This is a genomic window from Clostridium sp. N3C (assembly GCF_900095445.1).
Classification (GTDB): domain Bacteria; phylum Bacillota; class Clostridia; order Clostridiales; family Clostridiaceae; genus Clostridium_AU.
Genome location: NZ_FMJL01000005.1, coordinates 23,996 through 36,296 on the forward strand (window position 1 = coordinate 23,996; position 12,301 = coordinate 36,296).

At 30.2% G+C, this 12,301-nt stretch carries 11 protein-coding genes; 9 read left to right on the forward strand and 2 right to left on the reverse strand.

The genetic code is table 11. The features are described 5' to 3' along the window. The first annotated feature begins 12 nt into the window (after positions 1–12). The 3 genes from N3C_RS03235 to N3C_RS03245 all read left to right on the forward strand — a co-directional run bounded on the left by N3C_RS03235 (position 13) and on the right by N3C_RS03245 (position 5,424). Positions 13–3,351, forward strand: coding sequence for an ATP-binding protein (locus tag N3C_RS03235; RefSeq protein WP_074364641.1), 3,339 nt, complete (start codon positions 13–15; stop codon positions 3,349–3,351). 148 nt (positions 3,352–3,499) lie between these two features. Continuing rightward, positions 3,500–4,156 (forward strand): hypothetical protein, encoded by a 657-nt coding sequence (locus tag N3C_RS03240; RefSeq protein ID WP_074364642.1) that lies wholly within the window; start codon positions 3,500–3,502, stop codon positions 4,154–4,156. 98 nt (positions 4,157–4,254) lie between these two features. Further along, on the forward strand, positions 4,255–5,424 hold the full coding sequence (locus tag N3C_RS03245) for a DUF4317 family protein (RefSeq protein ID WP_074364643.1): 1,170 nt from the start codon (positions 4,255–4,257) through the stop codon (positions 5,422–5,424). 26 nt (positions 5,425–5,450) lie between these two features. Here N3C_RS03245 and N3C_RS03250 read toward each other — a convergent pair whose 3' ends face one another. Then, positions 5,451–6,050 (reverse strand): flavin reductase family protein, encoded by a 600-nt coding sequence (locus N3C_RS03250; protein ID WP_074364644.1) that lies wholly within the window; start codon positions 6,048–6,050, stop codon positions 5,451–5,453. A 250-nt stretch (positions 6,051–6,300) separates the two neighbouring features. Between N3C_RS03250 and N3C_RS03255 the strand changes: the two genes are divergently transcribed. Continuing rightward, positions 6,301–6,612, forward strand: a complete 312-nt coding sequence (locus N3C_RS03255; protein ID WP_083604400.1) for a hypothetical protein — start codon at positions 6,301–6,303, stop codon at positions 6,610–6,612. 104 nt (positions 6,613–6,716) lie between these two features. Further along, a complete protein-coding gene (locus N3C_RS03260; protein WP_074364645.1) occupies positions 6,717–7,043 on the forward strand; it encodes a hypothetical protein in 327 nt (108 codons plus the stop codon). Positions 7,044–7,236: 193 nt separating this feature from the next. Here the strand turns inward: N3C_RS03260 and N3C_RS03265 are convergent, their stop codons facing one another. After that, positions 7,237–8,265: a 3-deoxy-7-phosphoheptulonate synthase gene (locus tag N3C_RS03265; RefSeq protein ID WP_074364646.1), complete on the reverse strand. Its 1,029-nt coding sequence runs from the start codon at positions 8,263–8,265 to the stop codon at positions 7,237–7,239. A 290-nt stretch (positions 8,266–8,555) separates the two neighbouring features. On the opposite strand from N3C_RS03265, the gene N3C_RS03270 reads away from it, so the two are divergent. From N3C_RS03270 to nuoF, 4 genes are all read left to right on the forward strand, one after another. Continuing rightward, positions 8,556–9,497, forward strand: a complete 942-nt coding sequence (locus N3C_RS03270; RefSeq protein WP_074364647.1) for a VgrG-related protein — start codon at positions 8,556–8,558, stop codon at positions 9,495–9,497. A 2-nt stretch (positions 9,498–9,499) separates the two neighbouring features. Further along, on the forward strand, positions 9,500–9,790 hold the full coding sequence (locus N3C_RS03275; RefSeq protein WP_074364648.1) for a hypothetical protein: 291 nt from the start codon (positions 9,500–9,502) through the stop codon (positions 9,788–9,790). A 140-nt stretch (positions 9,791–9,930) separates the two neighbouring features. Next, a complete protein-coding gene (locus N3C_RS03280) occupies positions 9,931–10,395 on the forward strand; it encodes an NADH-quinone oxidoreductase subunit NuoE family protein (protein WP_074364649.1) in 465 nt (154 codons plus the stop codon). Between the two features lie 13 nt (positions 10,396–10,408). Continuing rightward, the gene (nuoF, locus tag N3C_RS03285; protein WP_074364650.1) at positions 10,409–12,295 is read left to right on the forward strand and encodes an NADH-quinone oxidoreductase subunit NuoF; all 1,887 of its coding nucleotides are present in this window, start codon (positions 10,409–10,411) and stop codon (positions 12,293–12,295) included. Positions 12,296–12,301: the final 6 nt, after the last annotated feature.

Sequence of the window (12,301 nt, forward strand, 5' to 3'; positions counted from 1 at the left end):
AGGAAGTTAACGATGAAGAAAATAGTTTGTGCTAAGTTAAAGCTAACTTTGGCTTTGATATTTATTACATTAATAATTGTAGGAGTCATAAGAGGGTCTATGGTGGAAGCAAATTATGGCAAAACTCCACCTAAAGCTGTAAATGGTGTCATTGATTTAAGAAACTGGGATTGTGAAAATGATGGCATGTTAAAATTAGAGGGGGAATGGATATATTATAAAGACCAACTATTATATCCAGAGGATTTTAAAGGTGAAAATAATCTAAAAGGTGAAAAGTACATAATACCAGGTTCTTATGCAGGACATGGTTATGGGACCTATAGATTAAAATTACTAGCAAATAAAGAAGCGGATCTTTACTCGATAGATGTTAAATATATACAAAGCGCTTATAGACTTTGGATAAATGATAGAGAAATTATTTCTGTAGGAACTGTTGGAAAAGATAAAAAAAGTATGAATCCTCAACTGATTTCCAAATATGCTTATTTCCATAGCGAAGGTAAGGAAGTATATATTACACTTCAAGTAAGTAATTTTTATCCTAAAAATGGTTATGTTGATAATATATTTATTGGTACCATGGAGCAAATAACTCTGTATGATGAGAAGCGTCTAGCTTTTGAAATGTTTTTATTTGGCTCTACGGTATTGGCAGCTCTATATGCTTTGGGCCTATATATATTTAGGAAAAAGGATAAAAGTGCTTTATATTTATCTATAGTTTGTTTAATAGTAGCTGTTAGAACCTTATTCTTAGGAGAAAGATTTTTTATCACACTATTTCCAAACTTTAGTTACATATTATCAGGAAAAATAATGCATTGGACTTTCTATTTATATATACCTTTTATTATCCTATTTATAAATAGTTTTTATCCTGATATCATATCAAAATATATTGTAAAAATATCAAAAACCTCTATTTGGCTGTATATAATTTTGATTTTAGTAACCCCATGGAAATATTATATGGATGTGATTATTCCATATCAGATATTAGCTATTTTTTTACTGATATACATTTTTTTTAAGTTATATAAGAGCTATTTAAAGAATTTCGGAAGTGAATATATTATTTGCAGTGGAGTATTTACATTATTACTAACAGTAATTAATGATGTTCTATACGAATACAGCGTAATAATAACCAGTTCTTTTGCACCATTAGGAATCTTAATTTTTATTATAACGGTATCATATGCTTTTGCTAAAAGGCAATCTAAGACTTTTGCTCAGGCTGAAAACAACTCAAACAAGTTAGCAACTATTAATAAATTAAAAGATGATTTCTTAGCAGTGATATCACATGAACTAAAAACTCCTCTTAATGGTATTATTGGTTTGACAGAAGGGTTGTTATCAAATAAAGCTGAGCACTTATCAGAAGAATACAATGAAGATTTATTGTTAATTAATCATAGCGCTAGAAGATTAGCAAACTTGGTAGAGGATATTTTAGTTTTCTCTAAATTAAAACTTAAAAATATTAGTCTTGAGAAAAAGCCTGTTAATCTTGAAAAAATTATAAGAGTAACAATAAGATTTTGTCAGTCTATTGAAGGTACAAATAAGGTAGAATTTATAAATGATATTGATGCTAATATTCCTTTAATTTACGGTGATGAAAATAGAATTCAGCAAATACTATTTAATCTAATAGGAAATGCTGTAAAATTTACAAAGGAAGGTAATATTACAGTATCTTACAAAAAGAAAGTGGATTTTGTTGAAATCTGCGTGGAAGATACAGGAGTAGGGATACCTAAAGATAAATTAGATGCAATATTTGATAGTTATGAACAGGATGAAATTTCGCGCAAATCTAGTGGTAATGGCTTAGGCTTATACATTACTAAGCAGCTAGTAGAGTTACATGGGGGAACTATATCGATAGATTCTATCATTGGCAAAGGAACAAAGGTAACTTTCACATTACCAATTTGCCCTGCTAACGAAATAGAAAAGCTAGAAAAAGAGACCTTTGATAAAACTACTAATATTAGTTTTAATGATAAAAATAGCTTTAATATAATGCAATCAGCCAGTCTCATCAAAAATGCAACGAAAATTTTAATAGTTGATGATGATTATATAAATCAAAAAGTTCTAGAAAACTATTTGATAAATGAAAGTACAGTCATATTTAAAGCTGCTTATGGCAAGGATGCTATAAATATAATAGAAGAAAATGATGATTTAGATTTGGTAATACTTGATATGATGATGCCAGATTTATTAGGGGATGAAGTAGTTAACATTATTAGGGAAAAAAAGACTAGTTTTCAATTACCTATACTGATAATGACGGCAGATAGTAGTATTGAAAATTTGACATTAGCTTTTCAACGGGGAGCTAATGATTATTTAAGCAAACCTTTTAATAGGCAAGAATTAATCTCAAGAGTTAACACTTTAATTAATCTTAAATATTCTGTAGCAGAGGCCATATCTCTTGCAAAGCGTATGAATGTTGTAAAAAAACAAGTGCAAGATTTAAACTTAAAAAATGCTGAAAGTGAACGAAAAATGGATAAGCTTATAGAATATGATAAACTGAAAACAGAATTTTTTACCAATATTTCTCATGAGCTTAGGACTCCCCTAAATGTAATTAGTAGTACTTTGCAGCTTCTTGAAAGTCTTGAACCTACTAGACAATTAGGAGATGAATCAATAAAGAGGTATTTAAAAATTATGCATAATAATTGTTATAGGCTCTTAAGACTTATTAATAATATAATTGATATTAGTCGTTTAGATGAAGGATATATTAAATTGAATCTAAGAAATTGTAATATAGTTACGGTAATTGAGGACTTAACTCAATCTGTTGCAGAGTATATTAAATCAAAGGATATAGATATTATTTTTGATACGGATGTTGAGGAGAAGTATTTAGCAATTGATGAAGAAAAGATTGAAAGAGTAATGTTAAATTTATTGTCTAATGCTGTGAAGTTTACTAATGAAAAGGGAAAAATATTTATCAACATAATAGATCTAGATAGCTTTGTAGAAATTAGAGTAAGAGACACTGGCATAGGTATACCGGATGACAAAATAGACTATGTTTTTGAACGATTTGCACAGGTTGATAAAACTACTACTAGAAGAACAGAGGGAAGTGGAATTGGTTTATCTTTAGTAAAATCCTTGGTAAAAATGCATGAGGGAAGTATAACCTTAAAAAGTAAATTAGGTGTCGGTAGCGAATTTATTATACGATTGCCAGTAAGAAAAGTGGAAGAAGAAAAGATTAATCCACAAGAAGTTATAATAGAGGATTTACAAAGAGAACATGATAAAAGTATTCAATTAGAGTTTTCTGATATTTTTTCTGATTAGCTATTTTTCTGATATAAGTTTCAAAGGTAAATTTAAATTTAGGTAACTTATGATACAGATTCCTCTGAATATGAATGATATAATTTCCTTGAAGTAAACTAATAAAACAATTTTATTGTTGAAGCTTGTTCTATTTAGGAGGAAAATTATGAGTAAGTATTTAGGGAAAATTCACTATTGGCTCTTTAATAAAATAAAATATTCAGAGGAATTAGAAAATAAAATTGAAAAGTTTGCCTTTGAAGAGGGATTGTTAGAGGCTGCACATTGGAAGTCAGATATTATTAGTAAATTTGGTCCTACTACAGGTCAAGAACCTTTAGAAGCAATTATTAATGAATCCAACATTCATGGATGGTTGCAAGATAAAATATGTAGGACTGAATCTAGAATGGCATCATGGATAACCAATATCCTATCTGTAAAAATTGAATATAAAAAGAACCTTGAACAGATTTTTAGAGAGGATGGAGAGGAAAAAGGGAAAAAAGCAAATGAAATTTATCAGCTTTCCTCAGCTAATCAAGCTTATAGGGTAATAAATGATTTTATTTTAGAGGGTATGCCCTGTGATGCTGTAGACCGAGTGATAGAAGATGGGGAGGATAGGATTGCATGGATTTCAACCCAATGTATTCATAGTGATAATTGGAAAATAGTTGGAGGAAATGTTCAGCACTTTTATGATTTAAGGCAAGCATGGTTGGAAAGTTTTTTATCGGTGTTAGGCGATGGGTATAATTTTTCTGTACAGTACATGGATGGAACACGATTAAATACTATAACATTAAAAAAAACAGCTTAATGCTGTTTTTTTAATTTGATTTGAATTAATACAATCTTTGTGATAAATTTATATATGGTACGTCTTCGGTAAAAACTATGTACAAGGAGAAATAAGCAATGATAAAAAAAGATTTGGCTGATATGAGAAAACATATGAAGTTAGGAAGCATAATGCTTCAACTTAATGATTTATACAGCATCTATCTAAAAAAAGATAATTTAGAAATTATCCATAAAGAAGTTAAGAATATGAATATGTTAGATGAAGAATCACAAGAATTGTACATAAAAAACTTTAAAAAAATATTGGGTGGAGCTTTAGATACCAAGCTATTTCAATTGGACTTTTCTAATACTGACTTTGATGATAACTCTCAAAAATTTTTGCATATTGCTTTAGAGAGTGAAGATAAAGATGAAAGACTTATGGCTCTTGATGCAATTGTAAATAAGCTAGCCAATAATTATAAATATGAAAATGATATAGTAATTACCTTTGTATATGGAGAGTATTGGAAGGGAGCTAAAAAAAGAAATATAGAAGCTGATGAGGCGGAAGATGATAATGTTTATTCCTTTAAATTTATTATAGGTAGTATTAATAAGGTAGAATACCCTAAAAAGGCAATTCAATTTGATTATATAAACAGAGAATTTAGAACTAATTCTTCTTTAGATGCTATAATTAATTTAAATTCACCTATGGATGGTTTCATGTTCCCTTGTTTTAACAACAATTATTCAGATGTTAATCATGTTATGTATTATTCATCAAAAAATAATGAAGTTAATCTTAGCTTTATAGAGGATGTATTAAATGCAACTATAAAAATAACTGCGGCAGAAGAGAAAAATTGCTTTAATGCCATAATTAAAGAGGTTGTTGGGGATGCAATAGAACCGGAGACTATGCAAACAATTTACGAAAACATAGCTATAAAGGCAGAAGATATTGAAGAAGGCGAGGAAGCTCTTTTATCAATAAGAGATGTAAAAAGTGTTTTGGCTAGCAGTGGTATAGAAGAAGAAAAAATTGAGAAATTAGAAGAAGCTTATGAAGAAACTTTAGGTAATACTAATTTCGATTTTAAGGTGGATAATATTTTACCTGATTTAAAGAGTAAATCAGTGAAAATTGAAAGTGAAAAGGCAAGTATTAGTATAGCGCCTGGTGCACTAAGTAAAATTAAGCAAATTAGAAACAAGCAAGGGAAAAAGTGTTTACTTATAGAGCTGGACGAAGACATTGAAATTAACGGTTTTAAAATTAAAGGCTCTGAGTTTTAAAATAAGCATATTAAGGGTGAAGGAAACTAATTACCCTTACCCTTTTTACTTTTATTAGTGCTTCTTTTTTTCACAGAGTATCCAAAGGTTCCAATAGATTTAGAAGGAAGAGGGAAGTATTCTCCATGAGAATAAGTTATTAAATTAGCTTTTTCAAAATGTATTTTACCTGCGGCATCTATTAAGTTTTCCTCCACCTTTACACTTAAAACTTCTGCAATAAATAAGTCATGAGAGCCTAATGGAATTATTTCTTTTACTTTGCACTCTAAATTTACTGGGCATTCTTTTATACTTGGGGTACTAATACTATTAGACTTTTCCAAAGTGAAGGCCATTTCTTTTATTTTATCATGGCTTAATCCAGATTTAACTCCACAATAATCCACTTTTTTACATAAATCTTTTGTTGGAAGATTAACTACGAATTCACCAAGATTTTTAATATTTTTGTAGGATAATCGTTCTGGTCGAATAGCCACTGAAATCATTGGAGGTCTAGTACAAGCAGTACCTATCCAACCAACAGTAAATACATTCACAGATTTGTCTTCGTTCAAAGAAGTAATTAATACTACCGGCACCGGGTTGAGCATAGCGCTACCTTTAAAAATTCTTTTTGTCATAATAATTAACTCCTATTCCTGCATTAAGCATTTTAATTATGATTTTAAAGCTTAACTATGTTTGAATCTAGCTTATATTTACTAATTTATTTCTCTCTCTTAGCTTATGGATAAAAAAATCTATACAAGAAATACTATAGCATATATAATTTTTAAGTAAAAGTAATAAGTTAAAGTAAAATATTTTAATATTAACTATAATTATAATTATAATCCAATATATTAGAAAAAGAGAGAGGGAAGTTCAGAGATGGAATTGAGCAAAAACTTACATTGTCCTAGATGTAATAGTAAGGAGTTTGAAATTAAACGTAAAGTAACATATATTTATACTTATAAAATAAATATTGATAGTAATGATGAAAATTTAGACAAAACAGAAGAGCTACCTTTTCTTTTTGATAATAGAGAAAAGACAGAGTCTAAGGAGTATTTATTATGCAAAACTTGCAAGAATAAATATCCTATTAATTTAGAAGAGGAAGGTTCTAAAATTAATTTTACAATACTGAGAAAAGCCATAAGAGCTGATCATATAGAGAATCCAGAGTTTTTAGGATAAGAAACTTCGGGGCATATGGATATTCATTAATTTTCTACTAATTGAAGAAAATAATGCTTTGTAAAGTCTGAAATTATTTATACTTAAAATAAAGAGGTGTTATGATGAAATCATTTGATACGCTTATAAAAGAAACCCTTCAAGCAGAGGACTTGGATGAATTGGAAGCGGCAGCAGATCTATTTCAGTTTGGAATTGAAAGGGGATATTATAATAAATGGCAAGCTACAGAGTTTAATCAGGCCTATTGGGAGGTTAAAAATAGGTGTTTAGCTCTTATAATATCAGAACAAATAAAAGGAAATAAACTAGATATTATTGACATAGTAACTAAAGCTCCTATGGAGTTTAAAAATGATGAAAATAAGTTAATAGAATATGTTAATGGAAGAATTAAAGCTTTACGTGGAAAAATTAAAGGATTAAAGTAAAAATAAACCATGAGACTCATAGAACTTTACAAACTTCTATGAGTTTCATGGTTTATTTGAATTTGTAAGCAGGGGAGATTTGAAACATACGGAGTAAAATATGATGAAGAATTATAGCAGAAATATATTGTTAAAAGAAGAAAAATACCATACTTAATACTAAAAAACTATTAAGTATGGTATCTTATTTATTTTATATATTTTCTGCAATATAGTATATAAGTTTTTCTGTATCTTCCCATCCTAAACAAGGATCTGTTATAGATTTACCATATACATGGCAATTAACATCTTGGCTACCTTCTACTATATAACTCTCGATCATTAGTCCTTTAATTAATTTTTTTAGTTTTGAGTCCCATTTTCTACTGAATAATACTTCTTTAGCGATTCTAGGCTGTTCGTAGAACTTCTTCATAGAATTAGAATGATTTGTATCTACGATAATAGCTGGGTTAGCTAACTTTCTTTCTTCGTAAGCCTTAGCTAACTCAAGAAGATTTTCGTAGTGATAGTTAGGTATATTTCTACCGTATGAGTCTACAGCACCTCTCAAAATAGTATGACATAAAGGATTACCCTTTGTTTCCACTTCAAATCCATTATAAAGAAAGGTGTGGGAATTTTGTGCTGCTACTACGGAGTTAAGCATAACGGTAATATCTCCTGATGTAGGATTTTTCATACCTACTGGTATATCCATTCCACTAACTGTTAATCTGTGCTGTTGGTCCTCTACAGATCTTGCACCGATAGCTACATAACTTAGTAGGTCTGCCAAATAAGTATAGTTTTCAGGGTATAACATTTCATCTGCTGTAACCATATGAGTTTCTGATAAAGCTTTTAAATGTAATCTTCTAATTGCTCTTATACCTTCTTCAATATTAGGAGCCTTATTTGGATCTGGTTGATGAGCCATTCCTTTATATCCTAAGCCGGTAGTTCTTGGTTTATTAGTATAAACTCGTGGAATTAATATAAGATTATCTTTGACCTTCTCTTGTACTTTAGCCAATCTGTATATATAATCCAAAACAGAATCTTCTCTGTCAGCGGAGCATGGCCCAATAATAAGAATAAATTTGTCTAGTTCACCCTTAAATACTTTTTCAATTTCTTTGTCCTTATCTTTTTTTACTTGAGATAATTCTTGGCTGAGAGGTATGTCTTTTATAACTTCTTCTGCTGTTGGAAGTTTTTTAATAAATTTCATATTCATAATATTTCAACCTTTCTACATAAACATGCTATTAATGAAAAATATGCAGTTAAATTGTGGATGGATTACTATAATCTAATTATCAGAATACTATAAAAGTAAAATAAATTCAAGAATAAATAAAAATTTCACCGCATAATTATACGGAATTATCAAAAAATATATTTTAATATTGAAAAATTTTTAAAATTGCTTAATAGCATAATGGCTTTATAAATAGATTGAATTATGCTATAATTTAAACAGTGTTACTGAAATTCAAAGAGATGATTTAAAGAGGAGGATGTAAAATGGATAATACCTCTTTACAGGTAAGTTATTTGACCCAGTTATTAAGTAGCGGTTTATCTAATAATAAAGTTAATAGTGCAGTAGAAGCAGAGAAACAATTAGCTATTATAGCTTTTCAAAAAATATATGAAATGATGATTGAAGGAAGTAGTACAAGCTCCAGTAGTTTAATGAGTACTTTATTGCTATCTCAAATTAGTGGAGATAATGATATAGATTTAGGGTCATCCTTAGATTTACTAGGTTCTCTTAATATGAGCTCAAGAGGATATGTACAAAATAACTATGGAAGTACTAAATCCAATGTGACATACATTGACAGTAAAGATCTTGGAGCCTTATCTGCCAAGTATGAATCTAATGGAAGACCGGGAGTTATTGCAAATAATCCCGGTGACTATGGTGGTAAGTCCTATGGCGCTTGGCAGTTTTCCTCTAAAACAGGATCTTTAACATCTTTTATTAATTACTTAAAAAACTCAAATTATGACTATTATAATACTTTAGTTCAAGCTAAAGCTATGGATGGCAATAGTTATGGAATGAATTTTGATAAGGCTTGGCAATCTATAGCTAAAAATGATAGTGCAGGTTTTTTAGCTTTACAATATAACTACGTTAAGAGTGCTTTTTATGATGAAGCTGCTAAAAAGTTAAAGAATACTTATAATTTTGACATTAATAGAAGGTCTAATGCTCTAAAAAATGTTTTGTGGTCCACAGCAGTACAACATGGTGTTAGTGGAGCAGTTAATCTATTTTCAAAAGTAGATTTAAATAGTTCAGATGAAAATATAATCAATGGAATTTATAATGAAAGACAAAAGGTAAACATATATTTCAGAAGTAGCTCTGCTGATGTGAGAAAGAGTGTATATAATAGATTTAATAGGGAAAGAGAAGAAGCTCTTGGTATGCTTAAAAATGAAAGGATTGTATAAAGATGTCATTGAGATTTTCTAGAGAATACAAAAGAATAATCGAAGAAATAGCAGATGGTTTATTGGAAATTGAGGACATTTATAATTTCTTAGGTATGGAGAAAGATATTTGGCAAGAACTTCATAAGGAAGACAGAATCGAATTCAGCAAAACTTTGGCGGATGATATTTTTTATGCCTTAGGTAAAGAACCTATTATGGAAATTGGTAACGATAGGGTTGAATATTCTAGAGAAAAAAGTGAAATTTATATTGTATCAGAAGAAAATATTATTAAAACAGTAAAATTATAAAAACATTTAAATTACTATTAGTAAATTAAATATTACTAATAGTAATTTTTTTATATAGGAAAATAGTATTTGTAGTTAAAACATTAGCGAATTAATATAATAATTTTGTAGGGATATTAAACCATATGGAGGTAATTTTTATGTGCAGGGATCCCAGATTTAAAGAATTGGAAGAATATATAAAAGAACGTCAATACAAAGAAAGTGAGTTAATTTCAGTACTTCATAAAGCACAGGAGCTTTTTGGCTATTTAGGTGAAGAAGTTCAAAACTTTGTAGCTGACAAATTAGGTATCCCAGTTTCAAAGGTATATGGAGTAGTAAGTTTTTATTCCTTTTTTACCATAGAACCTAAGGGGAAATATGTAATCAATATTTGTACAGGAACCGCCTGTTTTGTTAAGGGTTCTGGGGAAATAGTAGAAGAATTTAAAAGGAGATTAAAGATCAAAGAAGGAGAGACCACTAAGGATGGTTTATATACTATAGATACCTTAAGATGCGTTGGTGCATGTGGTTTAGCTCCGGTAGTTATGGTTAATAATAGAGTTTATGGCCACTTTACCAAAAAGGACATAGATAAACTTCTTAATGAATATAAGTGATTGAGGTGATGCTATGAGCCAAATCAAGGTAAAGAGCCTAGAAGAATTAAATCTTTTAGCAGAAAAATATAATTCTTTAGTTTCCGTAAGAAGGATTAGTAAATTAAGCAATGAGGGTAGTGAAAGACATATATTGGTATGTCAAGGTACAGGGTGTATGTCTTCTAAATCAGATAAAATAGTAGAACAACTTAAAAGTAGTATAGAAAAGCATGGATTAAAGAATAGGGTAAAGGTTGTGTTAGCAGGCTGCTTTGGTTTCTGTGCTAAAGGACCTATTGTTCACATACTACCGGATAATATTTTTTATATACATGTTGCCCCTGAAGACGCGGAAGAAATTATATCAAAGCATATTGTAAAAGGGGAAATAATAGATAGGCTTCTATATGAAGAGCCTACCATAGGTAAAAAGGTAAATACTCAAGAAGAGATGTCTTTCTATAAAAAACAATTAAGAATTGCTTTAAGAAATTGTGGTGTTATAAATCCTGAAGACATAAGGGAGTATATTGCCTTTGATGGCTATAAAGCTTTAGGAAAGGTTATTACAACTATGAAACCGGAGGAAGTAATTAATGAAATAACAGAATCTGGTTTACGAGGAAGAGGGGGAGGCGGTTTTCTTACAGGGAAGAAATGGATGTTTGTAAAATCCCACCATAGTACTGAAAAGTATATCATATGTAATGCTGACGAAGGAGATCCAGGAGCCTTTATGGATAGATCTATACTTGAAGGGGATCCACATAGTGTTATAGAAGCAATGGCTATTGGTGGCTTTGCTATTGGTGCCAATAAAGGATTCATTTATATTAGAGCAGAATATCCTCTTGCAATACGTAGGTTAAAAATTGCCTTAAATCAAGCAAAAGAATACGGGCTATTAGGAGAAGATATTTTTGGCACAGACTTTAACTTTGATATTGAAATAAAGTTAGGTGCTGGAGCCTTTATCTGTGGTGAGGAAACTGCATTGATTCATTCAATAGAAGGTTCCCGTGGTGAACCTACTAACAAACCTCCTTTTCCTGCAGAAAGGGGATTATGGAATAAACCAACCTGTGTAAATAATGTAGAAACACTTGCTAACATACCTAAAATTATTAACGAAGGTGCCTCTTGGTTCAATAAAATAGGTACAGAGAAATCCAAAGGAACTAAGGTTTTTGCTCTAGCAGGAAAAATCAATAATGTAGGTTTAGTTGAAGTACCTATGGGAGTTACATTAAGAGATATCATTTATGATATAGGCGGAGGTATAAAAGATGGTAAAAAACTTAAAGCTGTTCAGACCGGTGGCCCTTCTGGCGGATGCATACCTGAATCTATGTTAGATGTTCCTATAGATTATGATTCTCTAACCAACATAGGTTCAATGATGGGTTCTGGTGGAATGATTGTAATGGATGAAGATAACTGTATGGTTGATATTGCAAAGTTTTATTTGGAGTTTATCGTTGATGAATCCTGTGGTAAATGTACGCCTTGTAGAGTTGGAAGCAAACGAATGCTAGAAATTTTAAATAAAATAACTGAAGGTAAGGCTAATATAATGGATCTTAAAAAGTTAGAATCCTTAGCTGAAACTATTAAAGATACAGCCTTATGTGGTTTAGGACAGACTGCTCCTAATCCGGTACTAAGTACTATGAGGTATTTTATGAAGGAATATGAGGAGCACATTAAAGAAAAGAAGTGTTCAGCAGGTCAATGCAAAGGATTACTAAGCTATATGATAACTGAAAGATGTGTTGGATGTACTAAATGTTTCCGAATGTGTCCTGTAAATGCTATAAAGGGTAAACTAAAAGAAAAACACAGTATTGAAAAAGACAGGTGTATTAAATGTGGTGCTTGTTTTAATTCTTGTCCTATAAAAGCAATTGTTAAGGTGTAGGAGGTG

Coding starts and splice junctions, on each gene's coding strand:
- N3C_RS03265 (WP_074364646.1), bottom strand. CDS start 8,265: ATGAATATGAAATTTATTAAAAAACTTCCAACAGCAGAAGAAGTTATA.
- N3C_RS03275 (WP_074364648.1), top strand. CDS start 9,500: ATGTCATTGAGATTTTCTAGAGAATACAAAAGAATAATCGAAGAAATA.
- N3C_RS03235 (WP_074364641.1), top strand. CDS start 13: ATGAAGAAAATAGTTTGTGCTAAGTTAAAGCTAACTTTGGCTTTGATA.
- N3C_RS03270 (WP_074364647.1), top strand. CDS start 8,556: ATGGATAATACCTCTTTACAGGTAAGTTATTTGACCCAGTTATTAAGT.
- N3C_RS03250 (WP_074364644.1), bottom strand. CDS start 6,050: ATGACAAAAAGAATTTTTAAAGGTAGCGCTATGCTCAACCCGGTGCCG.
- N3C_RS03280 (WP_074364649.1), top strand. CDS start 9,931: ATGTGCAGGGATCCCAGATTTAAAGAATTGGAAGAATATATAAAAGAA.
- N3C_RS03240 (WP_074364642.1), top strand. CDS start 3,500: ATGAGTAAGTATTTAGGGAAAATTCACTATTGGCTCTTTAATAAAATA.
- N3C_RS03245 (WP_074364643.1), top strand. CDS start 4,255: ATGATAAAAAAAGATTTGGCTGATATGAGAAAACATATGAAGTTAGGA.
- N3C_RS03260 (WP_074364645.1), top strand. CDS start 6,717: ATGAAATCATTTGATACGCTTATAAAAGAAACCCTTCAAGCAGAGGAC.
- nuoF (WP_074364650.1), top strand. CDS start 10,409: ATGAGCCAAATCAAGGTAAAGAGCCTAGAAGAATTAAATCTTTTAGCA.
- N3C_RS03255 (WP_083604400.1), top strand. CDS start 6,301: ATGGAATTGAGCAAAAACTTACATTGTCCTAGATGTAATAGTAAGGAG.